Source organism: Streptomyces seoulensis (genome assembly GCF_022846655.1).
In the GTDB taxonomy this organism is placed as follows: Bacteria; Actinomycetota; Actinomycetes; order Streptomycetales; family Streptomycetaceae; genus Streptomyces.
On sequence record NZ_AP025667.1, the window covers coordinates 2586081 to 2609356 of the forward strand.

Here is a 23276-nt window from a genome sequence, read left to right on the forward strand (position 1 = left end):
CTGCCACTCGGTCGGGTCGAGTCGCGGGCGCGTGCCGGATCACCCCGGATGGGCCCGCCCGGCCCGCTCGCGTGCCAGACGCAGCACGACGACGACGAGGTCCACTGCGGCGAGCAGCGCGAGGACACCGCAGATGACGGCCAGGACCGTGAGCTGCGTGGGGTCCGGTACGTCCTGCTCCGTCACCGCGCCCGCCCACAGGGCGAAGAGCGCCGTACCGAGCAGGAAGACGAGCAGGCCGATCACGCCGAGTATCAGTCGCAGCTTCAGCGGGCTGCGGGCGGTGACCGGTTCGGTCCCGGTGCGTTCCCGGTGGTGGCCGGTCGTCCCCGGACGCGAGCGCGGCACGCGTGCCGTGTCGTCCTGAGTGTGCCGTCGGCTCATGCCCTCATCCCCGTCCACGTCGAAGGTCGAAGGAGGGGCGGCCCGCCGCACGACGGACGGCCGGGCTGCCCGGTGCCGCCTCCGCGTACCCGTCGGCGCGGCCGGGCAACCACCTTCCCCGGTGTGCCGGAACAGGGCCGGGGTACTCGGGCGGAGTAACAGGCTGCTCGTCGACCGAAGCGGCCCCTCCACTCAACTCACCCAGCGGGAGAGGCGATGTCCACCGCAGCACTGATCGGCATTCTGGTCCTCATCGTGGTCATCCTGATCCTGATCGCCGCGGGAGCGTGGCTCGTGGCGCGCCGCCGCAGGCGCCACCTCCAAGAACGGTTCGGCCCCGAGTACGACCGGGCCGTGCAGTCCGGCGAGAGCAGGCGGGACGCGGAGCGCGAACTCCAGGCCCGCGAGAAGCGGCACCGCGGCCTCGACCTCAAGGAGCTCTCCCCCGAGGAGCGTGACCGGTACGCCGGCGAATGGAGCAGCACCCAGGAGCGGTTCGTCGACCACCCGGCGCAGAGCGTGGACGACGCCGACCGCCTGGTCACCCAGCTCATGCGGGACCGCGGCTACCCCACCGAGGGGTACGAGCAGCAGCTCAGGGACCTGTCCGTCGAGCACGCCCAGACCCTGGAGCACTACCGCGACGCCCACGAGGTGAGCCTCCGCAACGAGAACGGCGAGGCGACCACCGAGGAGCTGCGCGGCGCCATGGTGCGCTACCGCACCCTCTTCGACGACCTGCTGGGCAGCGGTCGTCCCCCGCACCACGAGAGCACCGGGCACGACGCGGCCTGACCCGGCGCCCATCCCCATCACGGCATCAGCGGAAGCGAGGTTGTCATGTCAGATCGGCACACCAACAGCGGCCCCGGCGAGGGCGAGTTGACCACGGAGGACCTGGCCCGCTCCGGCCGGGACAGCCGCCCCGACAGCCGCTCCGGCCCGCTGTCCGACGCCGGCCGCGACGCGCCCTCCCAGGCGCGCTCCGGCCCGCTGTCCGAGGCGACCGGGACGCGGTCCGGCGCACCGTCCGACACCGGCCGCGACGAGCCGTCCGAGGCCCGCTCCGGCCCGCTGTCCGGTGCGCGCCCCGACCGGACGCCCGACACGCCCCCGCCCTCCTACCCCGGTGAGGCGACGGCCGCGCAGGAGCGCTCGCGGGAGGCCACCGACGACTCGCGGGACGCCACCGGCGAGCGGACCGGCGCCCCCGCGGACCGAGCCGGCCACGACCGGTCCCACGACGGCGACCGGCCCCGCTCGGTGGACGAGGGCTCCGACCCCTTGATCGCCCACCAGGAGGCCCAGGACTACCGCCAGCGCTGGGCGAAGATCCAGGGCACCTTCGTCGACGACCCGAAGGACGCGGTGCGTTCGGCGGACGCGCTGGTCGCCGATGTCATCCAGTCGCTGGCCGCGACGTTCGCCGACCACAAGAAGGACCTCGAGGGCCAGTGGAGCCGGGGCGAGCAGGTCGAGACCGAGGGACTGCGCGTGGCGCTCCAGCAGTACCGCACCTTCTTCAACCAGTTGCTGGACGCCTGAGCACGCCTTGACGTCGCACGGCGCCGCGGCCCGGACCCTGTCGGTCCGGGCCGCGGCGGCGTACGCGCCGTGCTCATTCCGTGTCGTCAGGTGCCACGGTCCGCAGGGCGGTGTGCTGTTGCCGCCACGCCTTCAGGACATGGGCGCCGAGCCGGTCCTCCAGCAGGCCGGTGGCGTGCACACCGAAGGCGATGTCTGCTTCGAGGTGCGGCTCGTCGGCCAGCAGGCCGCCGACCACGTCACGGCGGACCACCTGCTCGTGCACGGCGTCCGCCTCCACGTGCTCGTCGTAGAACCGCTGCGCCGCAGCCCCCGCGCCGGTGCGGCGCATCGCCGCGGCCATCCGCCGGGACCCCGGCGACGACGTCACCTCGACCGTGGCGAAATGGCCCACCAGGGCGCCCCGCAGGGCGCGGTGCAGGCCGAAGAGGGACATCAGGTTGACCGTGGCCAGCACCGGGGCGGGCGCCCGGTCCAGGTAGCGGCCGTACGTGGTGTCCAGGCCGAGGTCGCCCATCAGGTCGGCGTACAGCCGGGCGTGGATCTCGTCCGGGCGTCCGGCGCCGAACTCGTCGAACTCGACGGCCACCATGGCCGCCTTGGCCCGGCCGCGCAGTCTGGGGATGACCCAGGCGTGCGGGTCGGCCTCCTTCAGGTGGTACAGCGAGCGCAGGGCCGCGTACTCCTGAAGCTGCCACAACTCGCCGTCACGCTGGAGGTGGTGGCTGACACTGCTGTCGTCGTGCCCCACGGGCTCGACCAGCAGCGCGTCCAGCGCCTCCTCGGCGTTCGTGCCCGGGGGCACGTCCCGGCGCAGGGCCGCGAGGAAGGGCCGCTCCAGCGACCGGCGCAGGGCCAGCAGGCCGGGGTCCCACTCCAGTTCCTCGGGCACGCCCTCGAAGCCCCGGTAGTGCAGCTCGTAGAGGACGTACAGGGCGAGCTGGAGGTCGTCGCCGTACGGGTCGGCGGTGGCCGGGGGTGTCCCGAGGGCCGTCGTGCCGTCGCCGGCCAGCGCGGAGACGACGGACGCGGACAGCCCGCCGCGCGGCCGGGGGAGCGGGGGCGCGGTCACCGGCCGTCCTCGGCGTTCTCGTCCTTCGCGTTCTTCCGGCGGCGGCGGTGGCTGGTGTCGCACCAGGGGTAGATGCGGCTGCGGCGGCAGGTGCAGAGCGCCACCGTGAAGCGGCGCGAGGTGACCACCGTGCCGTCGGGACAGGTCACCTCGACCGGCCCCGGCAGCAGCAGCGGCCCGTCGGGCGTGATCGTCACGCCGACCGCGGTCTCGGTTTCTCGGCCCACGGCTGACCACCGCCCTCTCGCTCGCGTCCTGGTGCGTGCTCGCGGCCCCCGTGTCCCACGAGTACCCGCTGGAAGCCGCCGAAACGGCCCGGCCGCGCTCAGCGGCGTACGGCGCGGACCACCACCAGCTCCTCCCGGTCCTCGTGCCGGTCGCGCAGCATGCCCCGGCTGTGCAGCCAGGGCCGGCGCTCGCGCAGCACGGGGCCGAAGGGCACGGTGGCCCTGTTCACCACGGCGGCGTCCAGTCCCGCGTCGGAGAGCCGGTCCAGGGTCGGCGCGGTGCCGCACAGCGCGGAGTGCACGAGCAGGAGGACCCCGCCGCTGTGCAGTACACCGGCGGTGCTGTCGCAGATCCGGTCCACGAAGACCCGGCCGTCCGGACCGGCGTCCCAGGCGCGGGCCGCACCCCGGCTCGGCGGGCTCGGGGCGGGCGCGGGCACGTAGGGCGGGTTGCTCACCACCAGGTCGTATCTGCGGCCCGGCACGGCCGAGACGAGGTCGCCGTGGCGCACGGTGATGCACTGCCCGGCGAGCAGCGCGTTGCACCACGCGGTGGCCAGGGCGCGCCAGGAGATGTCGACCGCCGTGACACGGGCTCCGCGCAACGCCGCCCGGACGGCCAGCGCGCCGCTGCCGGTGCACAGGTCGAGGACGGCGGAGCCGGCGTCGAGGCGTTCGTGTGCCAGGGCGCGGGCGATGAGGTCGGTGTCGTGCTGCGGGGCGTACACACCCGGCGGTGTCGGCAGCGCTGCCAGTGGTCCCATGTCCGCCTCCTGCACGCCGGGCGTTCGCGCGGCTGTGTCTGAGTGCCCCTCGCTGCGGTGGCCACACCTCGACCGGGGCGGCGCGGCCCTGTGTGACGGGGCGGAGCCGACCGGTGACGCACGAGCGCGCCACGGCCGGGGTGGCCGTGGCGCGCCGGGAGCGGGGCCCTCGTCAGCAGTAGAGGTTGCCGCCGGGGGAGACGCCGAGGATCTGCGAGAAGCGCTGGTAGGCGTCGACGCGGCTCTGCACCTGGGCGGGGTTGCGGCCGTCGCACTCCAGGGAGCCGTTGATGCTGCGGATGGTCTGCCCGAAGCCCGCCTGGTTGACCATGGCGTTGTGCGGGGTCATGGAGCCGGGGCCGGACTGGGTGTTCCAGTACCAGAGGCCGGTCTTCCAGGCCACGGCGCTGTCGTTCTGCACCAGGTTCGGGTTGTGGAGCAGGTCGATGCCGAGCGCGTCGCCCGCCGCCTTGTAGTTGAAGTTCCAGCTCAACTGGATCGGACCGCGCCCGTAGTACGCCGCCTGCCCGGCCGGGCAGCCGTACGACTGGCTCCAGTCGCAGTACGTCGGGTAGTTCGCGGTGTTCTGCTCGACCACGTAGACCAGACCGCCGGTCTCGTGGTTCACGTTGGCGAGGAAGGCCGCGGCCTCCTGCTTCTTCACCGTGTCGCTGCCGCTGTTGGCGAAGCCGGGGTACGCGCTGAGCGCGTTCACGAGCCCGCTGTACGAGTAGAACGAGTTCCGGTTCGGGAACATCTGGTTGAACTGGGCCTCGGTGACGACGAAGTTGCCGACCGGCGTGGTGCCGCCGCCGTCGCAGGAGTACGGGTCCCAGTACCAGGTGCTGATGATCGGGTCGTAGCCCGGGTTGTCGTGCTCGGCGATGTACGCCTTGCCGTCCGTGTACCGGACGATGTCACCGGCCCGGTACGACTGACCGGCCGCCCAGTTCGGGTAGCTCGAACAGGAGGCCGCCGGAGCGGCCGAAGCGGCCGGTGCCGGAAGCAGTACGGGGGCCACGGCGAGCGTGAGCGCGGCCAGCGCGGCGGAGATGTGCCGTCTCGACACTGAATCAACTCCTCGAAATTCCACGGCCGTTCCAGCGCAGGACCGCACGCGGACGGGCTTCCTGCGGGCATGCCGGAGACACCGGCGAAGGCGTGGGGGGCGGCCGTGATGGGGGGTGTGGGGCCACACTCAAACGCATTGGTATGTACCAGTCAAGCGGGCGGGTGGGGGAGGGGCGAAGTTCGGTCAACTTGCCTGTGAGAGAGAGGAGTCGGGTGAGGGAGGGCGCTCGTGCTCGACGTGTCTCACCAGCGCGGGTGTCGATCCGGGCGCGCTTGGCCGGGAGGTGCCGTGCCTGAGCAGGGTGGCTGGAATGAGGGTGCGTCAGGGAGGGGCTTCGAGCGGGGCGGGGGCGAGGGGGTCGCCGACGCGGGCCTCGGCGCGGGCGCGTTCGTGGACAGGAGGGTTGATCCAGCGCACCCGCAATCGCGTGTCGTCAGGGAGCGGCACCGGGCATCCGTGGTCGGCCTCCTCCACGGGGACCGGGGAGCAGGCGGGAGGGCGGGCGGCGAAGACCGGCGTCGTCCTCCGCACCGGGGGAACAAGTGGCTGGCGTGTGGCCGGCGGAGGTGCGGTCAGGGGGTGCGCCCTCCGCACCCCCGCCCGCCTCAGCCGGTGATCACCTCGGGTGAGTAGAGGTCGAGCCACACGGCGAGGTCGAGGGTTCGCTCCAGGCTCCGCCGGGCCGCCTGGGTGCCCGCCAGGTCCGGGCGTTCCGCGGCCGTGCGGACCTTCTCCCGGTCGAGGAGGTCGAAGACGCGGTGGGAGGGCCGGGCCAGGAGGTCCTTGACCTGGTCCTGGAGGGCGCGTCCGTACCCGGGGTCCTGGGTGGAGGGGTACGGGCTCTTGACCCGGTCGTACACCGAGCGGGGCAGCACATCCGCCGTCGCCTCACGCAGCAGACTCTTCTCCCGCCCGTCGAACGACTTCAGTGCCCACGGCGTGTTGTAGACGTACTCCACGAGCCGGTGGTCGCAGAACGGCACCCGCACCTCCAGTCCGACCGCCATGCTCATCCGGTCCTTCCGGTCGAGCAGCGTCCGCACGAAGCGGGTCAGGTGCAGGTTGGACATCCGCCGCATGCGGTACTCGAAGTCGCTCTCGCCGTCGAGCCGTTCGATGCCGGCGGCCGCCGTACGGAAGCCGTCGGCGACGTACCCCTCCAGATCCAGCGCCCCCACCAGCTCGGGCCGCAGCACACCGGTGTCGTCGCCGAAGTGGCGGCCGAAGGCCACCAGCCAGGGGAACGTGTCCGCGTGCCGGGCCTCCTCGTCGAAGAACTGGAGGTACCCGCCGAAGACCTCGTCCGCCGACTCGCCGGACAGGGCCACCGTGGACTGGTCCCGGATGGCGCGGAAGAGCAGCAGGAGGGAGGCGTCCATGTCGCCGAACCCGGCGGGCAGATCACGGGCGCGGATCACCGTCTCGCGCGCGGCGGGATCGGCCAGGGACTGGACGTCGAGGACGATGTCCTGGTGCTCGGTCCCGGCGAGCTTGGCCACGTCGTGGACGAAGGGGGTGTCGGGGGTCCCGCGCAGCTCGTCCGCGACGAAGTTGTCCGCCTGCCCGGCGAAGTCGACCGCGAAGCTGCGCACCTTCTCGCCCCGCTCCCCGAGCTGCCGGGCCGCCAGCGCGGTCATGGCGGAGGAGTCGAGTCCCCCGGAGAGCAGGGTGCAGCGCGGCACGTCGGCGACGAGCTGGCGGCGCACGATGTCGTCCAGGAGCGCGCGGACGGTGTCGATCGTCGTGTCCTGGTCATCGGTGTGCGGCCGGGTCTCCAGCCGCCAGTAGACGCGGGTGCGCACACCGGAGCGGTCGACGGTGACGACGGTGCCCGGCTCGACCTCGCGCATACCGTCCCAGACCGCGTGCCCGGGGGTCTTGACCAGGGTGAACATCTCCCGCAGGCCGTCCAGCGTGACGCGGGGCCGGGCCAGCGGGTTGGCGAGGATCGCCTTGGGCTCGGAGCCGAAGAGGACGCCGTCGGAGGTCGGGTGGTAGTAGAACGGCTTGATGCCCATGCGGTCGCGGATCATCACCAGCTTGTCGTGGCGGCCGTCCCACACGGCGAACGCGTACATGCCGTTCAGCCGCTCGGCCACCGTCTCGCCCCACTCCAGGTAGCCGCGCAGGACGACCTCGGTGTCGGAGTCGGTGGTGAACCGGTGCCCGCGGTCGGTGAGTTCACGGCGCAGCTCGGTGAAGTTGTACGCCTCTCCCGAGTAGACGAGGGCGACGTTCCCCTGCGGGGTGTGGACGGACATCGGCTGGCGCCCGCCGGGAAGGTCGATGATGGCGAGGCGGCGGTGCCCCAGCGCGGCGGGGCCCTGCGCCCAGGTGCCGCGGTCGTCCGGGCCCCGGCAGGCCATCGTCTCGGTCATCGCATCCAATACGGAGTCCTCGGCGCCGAGATCACGGTCGAAGGACACCCAGCCGGTGATGCCGCACATGCGCTGCCTCCTGCCTGCGGCTCACCCCCGGCCTGCGGTTTCCCGCTCGGGCCGTGTCCGGTGGCCGAACCAGTTGTATCGAGCACCTATATGACGAGCCTCCGCCCGGCGGCCGCGCCGGTCAACGCCGCCGTAACACGCACGACGCCGCCCCCTTACGGTTTCGGCCGCACTTTGCCGAAGCGAAAACCGATGCATGCCGGGTGAGCTGGTCATCGGCGCCGCGATCAGGCCACAGGCAAAAACTTCGCCAATCCCCAGGTGGGCCGCTCCTTCGGGGGCGAAATCGGCCAGATGTCGATTCCCGGACCCCCGCAGGCGGGTTGCAGCGCCCGGCGTGGGGGCGTTACCTGGAAGCAACGGCGGTGAAGCGAGGGCAGCGGGCCCCGGCACGGTCGCACCTCGTCGCGCGTCCCGGCAGCGGCTCGCCCCGCACCGTCATCCAGCACTAGACGCGGAGGTGACACAGGTGAAAGCCGTCGTCTACGAAAGGCCCTTCAGCGTCACGGTGACGGAAGTCGAGGACCCGCAGATCCAGCACCCGAACGACGTGATCGTCCGCATCACCTCGTCCGCGATCTGCGGCTCCGACCTCCACATGTACGAAGGACGCACGGCGGCCGAGCCGGGCATCGTCTTCGGTCACGAGAACCTCGGAGTGATCGAGGAGGTCGGCGACGGCGTGACCTCCCTGTCCGTGGGGGACCGGGTCGTGATGCCCTTCAACGTCGCGTGCGGGTTCTGCAAGAACTGCCTCGCCGGCGAGACCGGGTTCTGCCTGACCGTGAACCCCGGCTTCGCGGGCGGCGCGTACGGCTATGTGGCCATGGGCCCGTACACGGGCGGTCAGGCGGAGCGGCTGCGGGTGCCCTTCGCCGACTTCAACTGCCTGAAGCTGCCCGAGGGTGACGAGAACGAGACCGACTACATCCTGCTGGCCGACATCTTCCCGACCGGCTACCACGGCTGCGAACTCGCCCAGGTCTCACCCGGCGAGACGGTCGCGGTCTACGGGGCCGGACCGGTCGGCCTGATGGCCGCCTACTCGGCGCTGCTGCGCGGCGCGTCCAAGGTGTTCGTGGTCGACCGCGTGCCCGAGCGGCTCGCCAAGGCCGAGGAGATCGGGGCCATCCCGATCGACTTCACCCAGGGCGACCCGGCCGAGCAGATCAAGGCGCTGACGAACGGCGAGGGCACCGACAAGGGCATCGACGCCGTCGGCTACCAGGCCCAGACCGGCGACGACAGCGGTCACGAGGAGCCCGCGATCGTCCTCAACCAACTGGTGGAGACGGTCCGGCCGACCGGCCGGCTCGGCATACCGGGCCTGTACGTGCCGTCCGACCCCGGCGGGCCCGACGAGAACGCCAAGCACGGTCAACTCCTGGTCTCGATCGGCAAGATGTTCGAGAAGGGCCAGAAGATGGGCACGGGCCAGTGCAACGTCAAGAAGTACAACCGCCAGTTGCGCGACCTGATCGCCTCCGGCCGCGCCCGGCCGAGCTTCGTGGTCTCCCACGAACTGCCGCTGGAGGACGCCCCGCAGGCGTACGAGAAGTTCGACAAGCGGATCGAGGGCTACACCAAGGTGGTACTGCACCCCGGCCATGACCTCGCGGCGTGACCTTGAGGCTCCGGCCCGCCGGAATCAGGCGTGCCGGGCGGTGATCTTCCGTCCCGGCGCGGCATGGTGGGCCGGAACCTCCGCGTCCGGGGTGCGCAGGCGCTGGAGCCACAGGGTCGCCGTGACCAGCAGCCCGGCGAAGAGCGCGAGGAGGAGCAGGGAGACCCACATCTGACGACTGCCGGGACGCATCCATCCCGTCCAGATCGCGGCGGTCAGCCACAGGAGCACACCGCTCGCGTAGAAACCACGCACCCGGCGCAACTGCCGTACGGCTCGCAGGGACTTGGAGTGATCGTTCATCGCTGCCATGCGGGCCCGTGTACCCCCGATCCCGCGTCACACGACCCTGTGATCGCACCCTGTCCTCGTCAGACGAGACCGCACAGGTCAGAGGCGGTCATTTCGCGGTCCAGTCCGTGGTCAGCACCTTTGTCAGGGCCACGAGATCCTCGTGGCCGAGCGGAGTGCGGTGGGAGAGGGTGTTGCGGGCGGTGTGGAGCGATCGCAGGCGGTGACGTTGCGGGCTGGTCAGGTTCAGCATGTAGGCGGCGGCCGAAAGACCGCCGATCTCCAGTTCGTGGAGGTCGGGCAACGCCGTCGTCTCATCGTTCCTGTTTTTGTACTGCGAACGGGCTTTGGCGCAGAAGTCCTCGATACTGTGTCTGCCCTTGCGCAGCAGTTCGGGCACCAGGTGGATGAGGGCTGTGCGAGCCTCCTCGATGAGGGGGAGGAGAACGCGGTTCTGAGCGTGGCACACGAGGACGCGCAGTTCGTTCGACCGGGAGTCCAGCAGGCGACGCCCGTGCACCAGCCTGATGCGTCCGTCCCAGCTGTCGACGGAGCCGTCGGCCCACGCATCGTGGATCTCGGGGTCGGGGGCCCACGCGTGGGCGGCCGACATGCGTACGCTCGGCTCGTACTCCGCCTCGGTGTGCCGCTCGTCAGGCAGTACGCCGACGAGCGCCGCGCGCAGACTGTCCAGGTCTCCGCCGCCCCACGCGTCCCGCAGGGCGAGAGCGCGGTCGATGTCGGGGCCGCACACCTCGGCGACGACGGCATCCGTGACGCGTCGGAGAAGGGCGCCGGCCGGGTTGTCGGTGTGGCCGCGGGATCGCCAGGCCATGAGGACCTCGGTGTCCAGACGGTTCCAGACCTTCCACCACCAGTGGACGGACGACCGGCCGGGGTCTCCGAGCACATGGCGTGGCAGGTCGCCCGCTCGGGCCGCGAAGAGGAATCGCGGCTGGGCACGGCCGGAGAGACCGGCTTCGTGGAAGGTGGCCACGGCGACACGGAGGACTCTCGCCGCTTCTTCGTGAGAGGTCTCGTTCCAGCAGCGGACGAAGACGGTGTGCGGCGCCAGACCGGCTGCTGCCTGGTCCGCCAGCGCTACGACGGGGTCCCCGGTGACCCCCAGCTCCTTGGCCAGGCGGTCCTGCAGTGTCGAGGCCGGTACGGGTGCGGAGGGCGACGCCTTCGGCCTCTCCGCACCGATCGCGACGACGAGATCGCTCAGCAGATCGCCGTACGGGTCGTCCTGAAAATCCGCTCCCCCTGCCGATTTCGTGGCATCGGGAGATGCAAGCGATTCGGGTAACTGGACACGCTCCGAGCGCGAGGGCCCGCGGGTGGTCAGTGACACGGCCCCGGGGACCGCGATCACTCCGTCGATGCGGTGGGCCAGTTCATCGACGAAGAAGTCGGCGCGTCCGGACTCCACGAAGGGGTCGGGGAAGTACCAGACGCAACTGCGCCCGGACAGCAGGTCCGCCTCCAGGAGATCGAGGTGTCGACGCGGTCCGGGGAGCTGCGCGAGGCCCTCGTCGTCGCCCTGCCAGGTGGCGCCCCCGCTGTCCGCAGCCGGAACGCGCGCCTTCGGGACCTGCGCGCCGCGGCCGTCACTGTCCGAGGACCGGGCACCCCTGGGCTCGGCGCCCAGCGCCCAGGGGTCGGCAGCGGTCACCGATCCGGGCCGATCGTCTTCAGCGATCGGAAGGTGACGGCGTCGAACCGGACACCCGTTCCAACCTGGTCGAGGACCGCCAGCCGATCGAGGCGCTCCAGCAGGCGCTCGGCCGAGCGGAGGGCCTCGTCGCCGTCGCTCTCCTCGAAGAACGCGGCCGCCAGGTCTCCGGGGGTGATGACGGCGTCACCGCCGAGGTACTCCTCGATACCGTAGAACTGTGCCCAGGCCGTGATGGGGGCGATGTCCGCCTCGACGAGTCCGGCCGCATTCAGGTGGGCCATGGCCGCGTCGGAGGCGTCGAACCGCTCGCACAGGCTCTGGAGCACCTCCTTCTGCCGCATACCGGAGCGCACGTTGTGCATCGCGAGCTCGACCAGAGCGGGCCAGCCCCCCGTGGCGGCGATGAGACTGCGGCGTTCCTGCGGAAGCCCGAACGGCGACTCGGGCCAGGCGCGGACGCTGTCGACGGTCCACCGCTGCGGCACGACGAGCCCGGCCTTCGTCGTCTCGGCCTGCACCACCGCGTCCGGGGAGCAGAGGACGACCGCGTACCGCCGAGGCGCTCCGGAAGCGGCCTCGGCATCGATGGCCGTGGCTCCCGTGTGCTCGACCAGGCGCTCCGCGGCCTCCTTCACCTCGGACCCCGCTCGGCCGCGCAGGTCGACGAAGAGGAGCCTGGACCCACGCCGGCGTCGTGAGTTCGCCGTGATCGCGTCGACGAGGTCGTCGGCCGGATCCACGGTGACGACATCGAATCCGTACCCCTCGCCGTACAGCCGCAGGCCGCCTTCGACGAGGTGGTCGCCGAGCGCCCGGGTGCAGGGCACGATGCTCGTGCGGGTGGAGTGGGCGAGCATCTCGTCGAACTGCCCCTCGGTCAGCGGACTCATCCGCTGGACGCCTCGCATGATGCCGACGGAGCGGCGGGCGGAGCGTGGGTTGTAGTCGTAGGGCAGATCGAATTCGGTGTCGTTCAGCTCGCTCTTGAGCTCGTTGCGGGTGCCCAGCATGTTGACCACGTTGGGGCTGCGCATGGCGTAGGCCCGCTCCTCGGCGGGGAGCTTGATCAGCAGGCCGAGACCGACCATCTCGTCCAGGAAGATGGTCAGTTGGCGCTCGCTGTTGAGCGGGAACCCCTCCTGCCAGATCTCGTGCGCCTCCTCCAGCAGTTCGCCGGGCCGTATGGCGTGCGCATAGCCGTGTTCGAGGGCGCGCAGGGCGATCAGCAGGGTGAGGACGCGGTAGCGGTCCTCCAGGTTGATGGTGTAGCGCAGGCGTTCCGCGATGAGCTCGCGTACCCGCTCCAGGTTGGCGACGGCTTGGACATCGTCCCAGGTGATCGGTGCGCGGCGACCGTCGGCAGGCATGGCCCGCTGCTGCATGTAGGCGACGAGGTGATCGCAGAAGATCTGCACCAGGTTCGCCTGGTAGTTGGTGACGCCCAGGATGTGCCAGACCAGGTCGGGCCTCTCGAAGACGAGACCGACGGCGGCCAGGGGCTCCTCGACGAGTGCGACGGCGGCCTGCGGCTTGAGCGGACCGACCAGGACGCCGGGGCCGCCGTGGGCGGTGACGACGTTGGTCAGGTGGTTGAAGCGCTGGACCTGGTGCAGACCGGCGAAGACCACCTTGAAGGAACGGGCGGTGGCCTCCATCAGCCGCTGCAGTCGTTTGACGGTACGGAACGTCGACTGACCGCCACCCGTGTAGACGGCCTGGGCGTCGGCCGTGAGGAAGGCGTCGGCCTCGTCGGCAAGCAGCAGGATGCGCCGCCCGGGCTCCGCTTCGATCCACTGCCGGATCTTGTCCGCGATGGTGTCGACGGGACTGCTGTCGGAGGTGCTCGCGGGGATGACGTCACGGCGCTTCAACTCCGTGAGCAGTGCCCGCCAGATGCCGTCCGGGGGCTCGGCATGCCCGATGTCCGCCTTGAGGAGGTCGATGTAGACGGCGATGTTGCTGTCCGGGTCGGCCTTCTGGAACACCTCGACCGCCTGCCGGAGCAGGGACGACTTCCCGAGCTGACGTCCGCCGAAGAGGAAGATGGAGCCGTCGGGCTTCAGGACCTCGCGCATCTCCTCGGCACGGCCCTTGAAGACCTCCGGAGGCACGAGCCCGGCGACGTGCGGGGTGTACGGGGTGTACCCGGTCCACGGCAGTGTGACCCGCTGCGCGGCCCGGAACGACCGGGGGGCGCGGGCCGCGACCCAGCCGACGACGGCCGGGTCGACCACCAGTGCCTGCTGACCGCGGCTACGGGAGGCGAGCGCCAGCTTGCGGCGCCCTTCGACACCGAGGGGCTGGAGGTAGAGGATCACGTTGGCGCCGATGGCCGAGTCCGGGAGGTGCCGCAGCGGGCCCTCGCCCCGGAGCTCGTCGGCGATGACGACGACCTTGTACATGCGGCGGGCCTGGGAGCCCAGGGCGGCGACGTAGCCAGGCGTGCTCTCGGTGATGTCGGCCCGCACGCTCAGTCTGGTGACACCGTGCCGGGCCTCCTCGACATTGGACTCGGTCACGCTCAGGCCGAGCAGGCGCAGCACACTCCTGGCCTGACCGCGGATCTTGCGCGAGTCGCGCTCGCGGATCAGGTTCTCCCAGGAGTCGAGCCCGGCGACCGCGTTCTGCACCAGCGAGTCGTCGCCCGCGTAGTGCTGTGCCCACCAACGGGCGCTCACCCCGTGCCGCGTGGGCGGCGGAGCCTCGGGGTGGGAGACGCCGGCCAGGAAGCGCGACAGTTCCTGACCGACGGGCTCGGTCGGGGCCGGCAGCGCGTCGCCACCACGGGCGAAGGACAGGAGTTCCTCCGCGGCGACCGTCTCACCGCGGTCCAGAAGCGCGCGGATGCGCTGCTCCTCCGACTCGCTCAGGCGCGTGGCGTCGAGCTCATGGTAGAGCTGAGCGGTCTGCTCCTCCTCAAGCGCACGAAGGCGACGGCCGATCTCGGCGGTCGCGCGGAACTTCTCTCCGTGCCGGTCCCCGTGGTGCGCCTCCAGATCGAGCAGACGCACGGTGAAGTCGTGCTCGTCCTCGGGTTTCAGCAGGTTCTGCACCCGCATCTGCGCCAGGGTGAGTTGGGCGCGCCGGTGTTCCTCGGCGCACTTGCGCCGCCAGCCGGTGGCCGAGTCCGACAACTGCTCCCGCCAGTCCGCGAGCTGCGCCGGCTGAGGCGCCGTCCCGACGAGCAGCCCCTGCTCCAGCCTGTCCAGCAGCCGGGTCGCCAAGTGCAGGTCGCCCTCGCCCTGGTGGCGGCGCAGCGCCAGGGCGATGTCCGTGGGACCGAGCAGGCCGAGCATGGCCTCCAAGGCGTCCGGCCTCTCGAGATCGGGCTCGTCCTGGCCCTCGTGGACCCGCCAGGACAGGCCGGGCAGGTGGAGGAGGCCGTCGGCGGGAGGGCGGAACCGGGTGTCGCGCGGATCGGGGGAGTAGGAGCCGTCGAGCCAGCGCAGCAGCAGCGCGAGGAGCGCACCACCCACACCGGGCACCGGCTCGGCCTGCCGCGCGGCCGTGATCGCCTTCATCAGGTCCCGTCCGACGTCGCGGCTGCCGGACGGGCGGGAGGACGCGGCGATACGCAGGGCTGCCGTGAGCAGGTCCTGGACGCTCTTGACGTGTCCCCGGAGCTGTTCGCGTGCGGCCGAGTGGATCGGGTACTTCGCCTGCTTGGGCGTCCGCTTCGCGCGGTCCGTGGCGTCGATGATCCGGTCGGCCGCATCGGAGCGCTTGTAACGCTCCTCCATCTCCGTGACGAGTTCTTCGGCCTCGACCCGTCCCTCGGCCCAGCCCTGGATCTTCTCCAGCGTGCCTCCCAGCACACCGTCGGGCGCCGCCAGGGCCTGCAGCACGATCGTGGCGCGTTGGTACTTGATGGTGCGCTGAGGCAGGTCGAGCGCGAGCTGGCGGGCCCGCTCACCGATCTCCTCGCGGCTGTCGACGGCTGACGTCGCGGCGGGTGTGTCCAGGGCGCCGGGCTGGATCTCGACGGACTGCCGCACCGCGTGCACCAGTTCCTCCAGCAGCGTCGCCCACGGTCCGGACAGACCCGGCAACGACGTGAAGTCGGTCAGGACGCTGCCGGCCCACCGCGCCGACAGGCCGCTGCGGATGGCCGCGGTCAGCAGAACCAGGTGGGCGTCGCGGTCGTCGTCCCAGGGGCGCTCCTCGACCACCGCCTCGATCCGTTCCTCGGCCTCCACCTGCAGATCGGAGGCCCACCCCGACGACGTGTGGAAGGCGGCGTCCGCGAACGCCAGCGCGACCGAGCGGTGTGTGTCCTCGCCGGCGGCGCGGCTCAGCCAGTAGGACTCGGCGAGCCTTCCCTTCCCGACCAGATCCGCCACCGGGGCGGAGTCACCGGACCACACGTCGGCCGTCTTCGGTGCCGTGGCCGGACGGCGCTGGGCGGGTACGCAGTCCCGGGCGAGCGTGGAGCCCTCGTGCTTCACCGCGATCGCCGGGGTCTCCCTGCGCGCGGCTCCGTCCTGGGCGGTGAGGGTAGGCGCCTCGCCCGTGGCCCAGGGCGTGCCGGGTCCGGTCTCCTCGGCCTCCGCCGCACGTGCCGATTCCTCGGCCTGTCCGGGGACCGCGAGTTCCGCGTGCTTCTCCGGCCCCGCCGACTCGCCCGGCTCCCGGTCCGTGTCCAGTCCCTCGTGCTCCGAGGACCCGGCGAGCCCTTCCTCCTCCGGCTCTTCCTCCGGATGCGGACCCGGGTCCGTGGCGGAGCCGGCCGGAGGCTCGTCGGCGTGCGCATCCTCCGGGGCAGGTCCCACTTCACCGTGGTGTCCGGCGTCGGCCACGAGCACGACGGTCTCGGGCTCAGCCGTGACCGGGACGTCGTCCGCGCCGGTGCCCGCATCGTCCGGCGGCCGTGCGGCGACGTCGTCGACGGACTCCGCCTCCGCCTCGGCACGGCCAACCTCACCGAGAGGTGGCGGGGCGTGGACCTCTTCCGGCTCGCCTTCGCGCAGTTGACGGAGCCGCTGTTCGTACTCCGTGATCTGGGCGCGCAGGTGGCCCCGGAGCATCTCGCTCGCGGAAGACTCGTAGATGGTGCGAGCTTCGCCGAGCGCTTGCTCGGTCTCCTCGATCTCCCGGTCGGCCTCCTCCCGGCGACGTTCGTTCTCCCGGATCCGCTCGACGAGCGACTCGGCCGCGTCCCAGCCCTGGTCGTCGGCCCAGACCTCGCCTGCGTAGGCGTCCCTGAACGCGCTGACCAGAGTCCGGCGTTCTCCGACCCACTCCACGGTCGCGCGCAACAGCTCCCGGTCACCGGCCAGCCGTCCGGCACGGACGGCCGCGACGAAGGTGTCGAGCCGCTCGGCCAGTTGCTCCGCGGCCTCCTTCAGCCGCGTCGTCTGCTGCCCGATCTCCTCGGTGTCCCGTCGCACCACGATCCGGCTCCCCCTCGCTTCCGGTCGAGTCGTCTGCTCTGTGTCAGTGTTTGGTGGCGCCCCGCTGTCCGTGTCCCGCGGTACCCAGTCCTCACAGGACAGGCGCTCGTAGTCGGGCTGCGTCAGAGGAGCCGCGGCTCTCTCGGCGGCCTGCCGGAGTTGCTCCGCGTGCTCTCGCACCAGCTCACAGGTGGGCAGGTCCTCGAAGAGGGAGAGCCCTTGGAGGACGAGTCGCGCCAGGTCCGGCGGCAGCTCCGACAGCATCTGCGTGAGCTGCTCAAGCCCGGCGTCCGGCAGCCGTGCCGTGTGTCCCGTCTCGGTGAGCCGGGAGTCAGCGAGCCTGACTCCGCACGCGCAGAGGCTGAGGATCAGCCGTTCGGGTGCCCGGGTCACCCACATCCGTGCACCGGCGTTCCTGCGCAGCTTCGAGGCGGCGGGGCCACCGTCGTAGTGCAGCGCGGTGGGGCCGTGCGTCTTCTCGACGTGCCGGAACAGCATGAGCACCAGGTCAGGTCTGTCCCGCAGCCATTGCCTGAACGACGAAACGGAAGTCACGATCCCCCCAACTGCGCGCGTGGCGCGCCCTTCCCCCGCCCGGGCTCCCACCGCTCATGAGGACGAGCCTGCTGGCTCGGCGCGAGTGCCGGAGTTCCGGTGATGGACAGTCATATCAAACAGGTCGGACAACGGCGAGAGATTCCCGACGGTAGCCACGCACTCCGGAGGCGGAACCGTTCGCGGCAGCGTGGCTCGTGGCACGTCGCTCAGAAGCGCCTCGGACGGCCCTGCCCGGTCCGCTCTCCGGCGAGCGAGTCCGGCGGACCTCGGACAGCCTGGGGGAGGCGGTCGGCTGGTGCGGGTGTCTCGCGCCAGCCGACGGGTAGCCGCTCGTCCGTGCCGTCCGGGACGCCCCGGGCGCCGACACCCGCCGCGGTTTCCGGACCGGCAGAACGAGAGGACGTCATGGAGCACTACCGAATCGTCAACCCCGCCACCGGCGAGACCGTGCGGGAGTACCCCACCGCGACCGACGCGGAACTGCGCGAGGCGCTCGGGCTCGCCGATGCCGCCCAGCGCGACTGGGCCGCCCGGCCGCCCGAGGAGCGTGCCGCCGCACTGCACCGGGTGGCCGACCTCTACGAGGAGCGCCGGGACCGGCTGGCCGCGATCATCATCCAGGAGATGGGCAAGCCGGTCAGGCAGGCCCTCGGCGAGATCGACATCGTCGCCTCGATCTACCGGTACTACGCCGACCACGGCGAGGAGTTCCTGAAGGAGGAGGAGCTCGACGTGGCCTCCGGCGGCCGGGCCGTCATCCGCAAGGAGGCCGTCGGCACCCTGCTCGGGATCATGCCGTGGAACTTCCCCTACTACCAGGTCGCCCGCTTCGCCGCGCCGAACCTGATGCTCGGCAACGCCGTGCTGCTCAAGCACGCCCCGCAGTGTCCGGAGTCCGCGCTGGAGATGGAGCGGATCTTCCAGGACGCCGGTCTGCCCGAGGGCGCGTACGTCAACATCTTCGCCACCAACGAGCAGATCGAGGACGTGATCGCCGACGACCGCGTCCAGGGCGTCTCCCTCACCGGCTCCGAGCGTGCGGGTGCCGCGGTGGCCGAGATCGCGGGCCGGAACCTGAAGAAGGTCGTGCTGGAGCTGGGCGGCTCCGACCCGTATCTGATCCTCGGCGTGTCGGACATGTCCCGCGTCGTGAAGGACACCCTGCAGGGCCGCATGTTCAACGCGGGCCAGGCGTGCAACGCCAGCAAGCGGATCATCGCGCTGGACGAGCACTACGACGACTTCGCCGAGCGGTACACCGAGGCGGTCCGGGCCATCGTCCCCGGCGACCCCACCGACCCCGACACCTTCATGGGCCCGCTCTCGTCGGAGAAGGCCGTCGACACCCTGGACGAGCAGGTCCGGGACGCCGTCGACAAGGGGGCGACCGTACTGGCCGGCGGCCGCCGCATGGACTGGCCGGGTGCCTGGTACGAGCCGACCGTCCTCGCGGGCATCACCCCCGAGATGCGGGCCTACCAGGAGGAGCTGTTCGGCCCGGTCGCGCTGCTCTTCAAGGTCGGCTCCGAGGACGAGGCGGTCGAGTTCGCCAACAACTCGCCGTACGGGCTGAGCGCCTCGGTGCAGACCGACGACGCCGAGCAGGCCGACCGGGTGGCCCAGCGCCTTGCCACCGGCATGGTGTTCGTCGGCGGTCCGGCGGGCACCGCGGCCGAGCTGCCCTTCGGCGGGGTCAAGCGCTCCGGCTTCGGCCGGGAACTGGGCCGCTTCGGCATGGAGGAGTTCGCCAACCACAAGCTGGTCCGCATCACCCGCTGACGCCCCGCCCCCCCCGCCCCGCCTCCCCGGACGTCAGGTCCGCTGGAAGAACTCCACCTCCGCCAGCGCGACATGCCGGCCGGCGGACAGACCTACCGGGGAGGACAGCGTCAGCCGGATCGTGGTGACGTCGCTCATGCCCACGATGATCGTCTGCGACCCGGCCTTGTCGCTCAGGTCGATCTCCTTGCGCCGCACCCGGCCGTCCTTTGAGGTGACGTCCATGTCCAGATGGAGGGCGCGGGCCTGGGAGCGGTAGTCCTCGGCGTTCCTGGCCGGGCCGTTGGTGACGAGCACGTCCACCAGGCGGAACGGTTTGGCGAAGGTGTACGTCACCGACGCTGTCTTGCCGGGAATCGCCCAGTAGCGGTTGGCGAGCCCGTCCGTGCTGAGCCGGGCCGGGTGCCCCGGAAGCTCGGCCGTCGCGGTGACGCGGGACGGGCTGACCGCCTTGGGCGTGCCCAGCTTGTCCCGCGTGTCCTCGATCAGGTTCCGCCCGGCCGGGAGCAGCAGGAACCCGGCCACGCCCAGCGCCAGCACCACCGCGAGGATGACCAGCAGCCGCACCAGCCGGCCGGAACCGCCGCGGGTACGCCGCCGGAACGGCCACACGGTGCGCCACCACGGCAGCCGCTCCGGCGCCGCCACGGCCGCGAGCGGCGCGGCGCACTTCCGGCAGAAACGCCGGTACGCCGGGTTGGGCGTGCGGCAGACCGGACACGGGATGCCCGAGGTCTCCTCGTCCGCCGCGACCGGGCGTACCACCGGCCGGGGCGCGACCGCCTTGGCCGGCTTGACGGGCTGCGGGGCCACCGGGGGAGCCGGTGGCTCGGGGGGCGGGACGGCGGCCGTGCGGGGCGGGTCCGGGGTGGGCTCGGGAGCGACGGGCCGGGGAGCAGGCGCCACCGGGGCGGAGTCCACGGGAGCGGCGGGCTCGGGCGTCGGCACGGGGGCCGCGTCGGGCGGGTCCGCGTCCTCGGCCACCGGCTTGGGCTCGACGGCCCGTTCCGCTTCCGCGGGCGCGGGCGCGGGCGCGGGGGTGGGCGCGGGGGTGGGCACGGGGGCGGGCTCCGCGCCACGCCCCCGCGCCGACCCCTCCGACCAGCCGAGGTAGCTCCCGCAGTTCCAGCAGAAGTCGTCCGTCGCCTCGTTCGAAGCCCCGCAGGCGGGACACTCGCGCATCTTCGTCACTCTCCTTCGCCGGAGCCGGAGGGAGCGGCTGAGAGGACCTCCACCCGGCACCGTGTGTGCACCGGGCACAGTGCCCGGACCAGTTCATGGACGCGCGACTCCTCGACCGTCGCCTCCCGGCCCGGCCACACCCGTACGACGATCTCGGCGTCCGGCGCGGGCGGCAGCTCGGTTCCTGGGGTGCGGGACCAGACGGCGGCGCCGTCGCCGACGACCTCGCCACGTACCCCGAGGATCAGGTCCAGCGCCTCCAGCAGGCCGCGCTTCGTGCCGCGTGACCGGTGCAGTTCCATCGCCCGCACCGTGGCCTCGCGGCGCAGCTCGACCGGCCAGCGCGGATCGTCCACCCCGCCCACCCAGGAGGCGAGCCAGGCCACGAAGTCGGCCGGGGCCACCCGCGGGTCGAGGTAGGCGGGCAGGTTGTCCAGGGTGCTGAACACCGGGGCCAGGACCGTGTCGAGGCCGGCGGTGAACCGCTGGGCGAAGTCGTCCTCCGCGTACAGCGCGGGCAGTTGCCCGCCGATCGGATGGCGGCTGGGCAGACCGGGGACGGCGGCCCGGCTCATCCGCGGGCCTCCGGCTCCGCCGTGACGACCACCTGGTGCTGGTACGGGAAGACCAGCGCACCCGCGCCGATGTCGACCCGGTCGACCGGTGTACCGCGCCGACCGGTCACCGGGTCGGCCGGGAACAGCCGGATGTCCTCCACCAGGACGTCGCCCACGGCACGCTGGAGGACGCCGAACACCTCCCCGTACTGCACCGGCCGCCCGAACGGCCAGCCCGTACCGTCGGGACCGCCGTGCAGCGGGTCCAGGTGGTCGTAGAGCGCGGCCAGTGCCGTGGCGCGCACCCGGTCCGCGACGGCGGCCGGCGCGGTGAGCCGGGCCACCACGGTGACGCCCTGGTAGACCGGCGGCTCCACGACGAGCCGGGTGCCGATCAGGCGCCGCTCGTCCAGCGCCCCGGTGATCGCGGCGAGCACCTGGTCGGACGGGATGAGCTGCTCGAAGCGGACCCGGCCGTCGTCGTCGGGCACCGCGTCCGGCACCACCAGCACCCGTACCGCGCCCGGCCCGTCGGCGGGCAGGCAGCGCACCCGGCGCACTGAGGGGGCCGCTTGCCGGGCGATGATCTCGTGGTCCTCGGCTGTCACCGCACGCTCCTGCATGCGCAGCGCCTGCGGGGCGCGCAGCCGGGCGTTGGCCACGGTCTCGCCCGCGACACCCCCGCGGGCCGCCTCCCGGTTGCCGACGCGGGCGATGTACGGCACCGAACTGCGCAGCACGTTGATGGCGCCACGCGCCACGTTGCCCGCGGGCCCGCCGCCGGTGCGGTAGCGGGCCACGCGCACCTGGGCACCCTTGGGCGGCACCGCGCCGCACACGCGCAGCGTGCCGTCGGGCTCGCGCAGGGCGGGCGCGAAGCCGAACTCGCCCGAGGTGGCGTCGACCCGCACATGCCGGTCCTCGGGCCCGGAGCGCCCGAAGTGCTCCACGACCTGCCAGCGCTGCCAGCCGTCGGCCGAGGACACCTCCACCACGGGCGGCTCGCCGTCGAGCAGCACCGGTGGCCTCTCGAGGCGGAACGTCTGCCCCGCGACCCCCTCCGAGGCGCCGAGCGGCACGTCCGACACCGTCTCCGCGTGCTCCACCGTGATGGTGCCGCCCACGGTGAACACGGCGGCCTCCCGCACGGTCGGCGACTCGGAGTAGAACGGCTGGCCGGGTTCGGCCGGCACGACCCGGCAGCGCAGCCAGCCCGCCCGCGTCCCGCCGATCACGGACGCCGTGTGCGAAGCGGGCATGTGGACGGTGATCTCGCCGGGCCGGTTCAGCCCGCCCGTGGTGTCCTCGCCGGTCTCGCACCCCACCCAGCGCGACCCGTCCCACGCCTCCCAGGCCAGCGGCGGCTGGCGAGGGTCGACACCGACGCCCTCGACCCGGCTGTCCAGGCGGACGGCGATCACACAGCGCGGCACCGCCGTCGGCAGCCCGAACAGCAGCGCGTCACCGGGCTCGGGCGTCGTCTGGAAGCAGGGCACGTCCCGGCCCTCGGAGAGCGCGTTCGTCCGGTCGGTCTGCTCGCCGCCGCGCGGCGCCGTCACCAGCCGGACCAACTCGCTGGGCACGATGCGCAGTTCCCCGGTCGTGGCGAAGACGACGGCGTCCTCGTCCTCGCCCGCCGCGGTCGTCACCTCCGTCCCGGCGGTCACCGTCACCGTCTCCGGCTGCGGGGCGGAGAGCCAGAAGTCGACCTCGGCGGCCGCCGCCGACGGCGGGAACAGCCGGATGCCCAACAGGTCGAGAAAGGCCAGGTAGTTCTTCTCCGGCACCCGGTTGAGCCGGTACAGCAACTGGTCCACCAGATAGGCGAACGTCTCGATCAGCGTGACGCCGGGGTCCGACACGTTGTGGTCGGTCCACTCGGGCGCTCGCTGCTGCACATACCGTTTCGCCTCGTCGACGAGCTGCTGGAAGCGCCGGTCGTCCAGATTGGGGGAGGGCAGGACCATCAGTCGCCGACCACTTCCTCGACACCCTCCTCGGAGGGAATCGTGTAGAACGGAAACACCAGATTGCGCCGGTCGTTGGTGGAACGCACCGTGTAGTGCACGTCTATGTAGAGCGTCCCGGCGTCCACCGCGTCGAAGGCCACCACGACGTCGTCCACGGAGATCCGCGGCTCCCACCGCTCCAGCGCCTCGCGCACCTGCTGCGCGACCCGCCCCGCCGTGGCGCCGTCACCCGGCGCGAACACGTAGTCGTGGATGCCGCAGCCGAACTCGGGCCGCATCGGCCGCTCGCCGGGCGCCGTGCCGAGGACCAGCCGGATCGCCTCCTCGATCTCCCGCGCCCGCTCCACCATGGCGATGCCGCCGGTGGGGCCGACCCGCAGCGGGAACGCCCAGCCACGGCCGATGAACCGCTCGCTCACAGCAAGCCACCTATCTCCACGCTCAACTCACCCATCACGATCTGTGCCTGGCACGCCGTCTTGTCACCCATCCGCGCGGCGGGCAGCCCGCCGATCAGGACTCCCTGACCGGCCAACGCCATCGGGTCCGGCACGATCACGTTCAGCGGTCCGGTCGCCGCGTGCGGCGGGACCACGCACACGTGCAGGCTGCCCACGACCGCCGCCGGGCGGCCGCCGATCAGCACGGTCGCCACCCTCGCGGCGGCCGTGGGCGGCGGGGTGGTGATCCGGCCGCCATGGCTCGTCGGATCACCGGTACGGGCTGCGGCCGGCAT

Annotated in this window: 18 protein-coding genes; 4 read left to right on the forward strand and 14 right to left on the reverse strand. The window is 72.0% G+C overall.

Translation table 11 applies throughout. The annotated features are described in order from the left end of the window. Nucleotides 1-39 precede the first annotated feature (39 nt). On the reverse strand, nt 40-384 hold the full coding sequence (locus tag HEK131_RS12095; RefSeq protein ID WP_244334844.1) for a DUF6343 family protein: 345 nt from the start codon (nt 382-384) through the stop codon (nt 40-42). A gap of 216 nt (nt 385-600) precedes the next feature. Here HEK131_RS12095 and HEK131_RS12100 point away from each other — a divergent pair, with 216 nt between their 5' ends. Together HEK131_RS12100 and HEK131_RS12105 are read left to right on the forward strand one after the other, a co-directional pair. Further along, complete coding sequence (locus HEK131_RS12100) at nt 601-1179, forward strand: hypothetical protein (RefSeq protein ID WP_217463921.1); 579 nt, start codon at nt 601-603, stop codon at nt 1177-1179. A 45-nt stretch (nt 1180-1224) separates the two neighbouring features. Beyond that, on the forward strand, nt 1225-1929 hold the full coding sequence (locus tag HEK131_RS12105; RefSeq protein ID WP_244334846.1) for a hypothetical protein: 705 nt from the start codon (nt 1225-1227) through the stop codon (nt 1927-1929). Nucleotides 1930-2002: 73 nt separating this feature from the next. Here HEK131_RS12105 and HEK131_RS12110 read toward each other — a convergent pair whose 3' ends face one another. The 5 genes from HEK131_RS12110 to asnB form a co-directional block, all read right to left on the reverse strand. Next, nucleotides 2003-3001: an iron-containing redox enzyme family protein gene (locus HEK131_RS12110; RefSeq protein ID WP_244334848.1), complete on the reverse strand. Its 999-nt coding sequence runs from the start codon at nt 2999-3001 to the stop codon at nt 2003-2005. Continuing rightward, nucleotides 2998-3228: a CDGSH iron-sulfur domain-containing protein gene (locus HEK131_RS12115; protein WP_244334850.1), complete on the reverse strand. Its 231-nt coding sequence runs from the start codon at nt 3226-3228 to the stop codon at nt 2998-3000. The genes HEK131_RS12110 and HEK131_RS12115 overlap by 4 nt, the downstream gene beginning before the upstream one ends. Nucleotides 3229-3326: 98 nt before the next feature. Beyond that, a complete protein-coding gene (locus HEK131_RS12120) occupies nt 3327-3992 on the reverse strand; it encodes a HemK2/MTQ2 family protein methyltransferase (protein ID WP_217463923.1) in 666 nt (221 codons plus the stop codon). 172 nt (nt 3993-4164) lie between these two features. Further along, the gene (locus tag HEK131_RS12125; protein ID WP_217463924.1) at nt 4165-5061 is read right to left on the reverse strand and encodes a glycoside hydrolase family 19 protein; all 897 of its coding nucleotides are present in this window, start codon (nt 5059-5061) and stop codon (nt 4165-4167) included. Between the two features lie 608 nt (nt 5062-5669). Next, on the reverse strand, nt 5670-7511 hold the full coding sequence (gene asnB, locus HEK131_RS12130; protein ID WP_244334852.1) for an asparagine synthase (glutamine-hydrolyzing): 1842 nt from the start codon (nt 7509-7511) through the stop codon (nt 5670-5672). 469 nt (nt 7512-7980) lie between these two features. Here asnB and HEK131_RS12135 point away from each other — a divergent pair, with 469 nt between their 5' ends. After that, nucleotides 7981-9135, forward strand: a complete 1155-nt coding sequence (locus HEK131_RS12135) for a glutathione-independent formaldehyde dehydrogenase (protein WP_161149824.1) — start codon at nt 7981-7983, stop codon at nt 9133-9135. Nucleotides 9136-9159: 24 nt separating this feature from the next. On the opposite strand, the gene HEK131_RS12140 is transcribed toward HEK131_RS12135, so the two are convergent. The 3 genes from HEK131_RS12140 to HEK131_RS12150 form a co-directional block, all read right to left on the reverse strand. Next, complete coding sequence (locus tag HEK131_RS12140) at nt 9160-9447, reverse strand: hypothetical protein (RefSeq protein WP_217463926.1); 288 nt, start codon at nt 9445-9447, stop codon at nt 9160-9162. Nucleotides 9448-9535: 88 nt separating this feature from the next. After that, the gene (locus tag HEK131_RS12145; protein ID WP_244334854.1) at nt 9536-11101 is read right to left on the reverse strand and encodes a hypothetical protein; all 1566 of its coding nucleotides are present in this window, start codon (nt 11099-11101) and stop codon (nt 9536-9538) included. Next, nucleotides 11098-16992, reverse strand: coding sequence for a hypothetical protein (locus tag HEK131_RS12150; RefSeq protein WP_244334856.1), 5895 nt, complete (start codon nt 16990-16992; stop codon nt 11098-11100). The genes HEK131_RS12145 and HEK131_RS12150 overlap by 4 nt, the downstream gene beginning before the upstream one ends. A 465-nt stretch (nt 16993-17457) precedes the next feature. Between HEK131_RS12150 and HEK131_RS12155 the strand changes: the two genes are divergently transcribed. After that, on the forward strand, nt 17458-18831 hold the full coding sequence (locus tag HEK131_RS12155) for an NAD-dependent succinate-semialdehyde dehydrogenase (protein WP_244334858.1): 1374 nt from the start codon (nt 17458-17460) through the stop codon (nt 18829-18831). 33 nt (nt 18832-18864) lie between these two features. Here the strand turns inward: HEK131_RS12155 and HEK131_RS12160 are convergent, their stop codons facing one another. Genes HEK131_RS12160 through HEK131_RS12180 form a run of 5 tightly spaced genes read right to left on the reverse strand, consistent with a single transcriptional unit; the run spans nt 18865 to nt 23276 of the window. Further along, nucleotides 18865-20013, reverse strand: coding sequence for an NADase-type glycan-binding domain-containing protein (locus tag HEK131_RS12160; protein WP_244334860.1), 1149 nt, complete (start codon nt 20011-20013; stop codon nt 18865-18867). A 5-nt stretch (nt 20014-20018) separates the two neighbouring features. Beyond that, entirely contained in the window at nt 20019-20588 is a 570-nt protein-coding gene (locus HEK131_RS12165) for a phage tail protein (RefSeq protein WP_217463931.1), read from the reverse strand. Then, nucleotides 20585-22537 carry a putative baseplate assembly protein gene (locus HEK131_RS12170; RefSeq protein WP_244334862.1) on the reverse strand — a complete coding sequence of 651 codons (1953 nt, stop codon included), beginning with the start codon at nt 22535-22537 and terminating at the stop codon, nt 20585-20587. Before HEK131_RS12170 ends, HEK131_RS12165 begins: the two co-directional genes overlap by 4 nt. After that, a complete protein-coding gene (locus HEK131_RS12175; protein ID WP_086696358.1) occupies nt 22537-22959 on the reverse strand; it encodes a GPW/gp25 family protein in 423 nt (140 codons plus the stop codon). Before HEK131_RS12175 ends, HEK131_RS12170 begins: the two co-directional genes overlap by 1 nt. Continuing rightward, nucleotides 22956-23276 carry a PAAR domain-containing protein gene (locus HEK131_RS12180; RefSeq protein ID WP_217463933.1) on the reverse strand — a complete coding sequence of 107 codons (321 nt, stop codon included), beginning with the start codon at nt 23274-23276 and terminating at the stop codon, nt 22956-22958. The genes HEK131_RS12175 and HEK131_RS12180 overlap by 4 nt, the downstream gene beginning before the upstream one ends.

Bases quoted from the DNA above. Each gene is read 5' to 3' on its own strand.
- HEK131_RS12095 (WP_244334844.1), bottom strand. From the start codon at position 384: ATGAGCCGACGGCACACTCAGGACGACACGGCACGCGTGCCGCGCTCG.
- HEK131_RS12100 (WP_217463921.1), top strand. From the start codon at position 601: ATGTCCACCGCAGCACTGATCGGCATTCTGGTCCTCATCGTGGTCATC.
- HEK131_RS12105 (WP_244334846.1), top strand. From the start codon at position 1,225: ATGTCAGATCGGCACACCAACAGCGGCCCCGGCGAGGGCGAGTTGACC.
- HEK131_RS12120 (WP_217463923.1), bottom strand. From the start codon at position 3,992: ATGGGACCACTGGCAGCGCTGCCGACACCGCCGGGTGTGTACGCCCCG.
- asnB (WP_244334852.1), bottom strand. From the start codon at position 7,511: ATGTGCGGCATCACCGGCTGGGTGTCCTTCGACCGTGATCTCGGCGCC.
- HEK131_RS12140 (WP_217463926.1), bottom strand. From the start codon at position 9,447: ATGGCAGCGATGAACGATCACTCCAAGTCCCTGCGAGCCGTACGGCAG.
- HEK131_RS12150 (WP_244334856.1), bottom strand. From the start codon at position 16,992: ATGCTGTTCCGGCACGTCGAGAAGACGCACGGCCCCACCGCGCTGCAC.
- HEK131_RS12155 (WP_244334858.1), top strand. From the start codon at position 17,458: ATGGAGCACTACCGAATCGTCAACCCCGCCACCGGCGAGACCGTGCGG.
- HEK131_RS12160 (WP_244334860.1), bottom strand. From the start codon at position 20,013: ATGCGCGAGTGTCCCGCCTGCGGGGCTTCGAACGAGGCGACGGACGAC.
- HEK131_RS12165 (WP_217463931.1), bottom strand. From the start codon at position 20,588: ATGAGCCGGGCCGCCGTCCCCGGTCTGCCCAGCCGCCATCCGATCGGC.
- HEK131_RS12170 (WP_244334862.1), bottom strand. From the start codon at position 22,537: ATGGTCCTGCCCTCCCCCAATCTGGACGACCGGCGCTTCCAGCAGCTC.
- HEK131_RS12180 (WP_217463933.1), bottom strand. From the start codon at position 23,276: ATGCCGGCCGCAGCCCGTACCGGTGATCCGACGAGCCATGGCGGCCGG.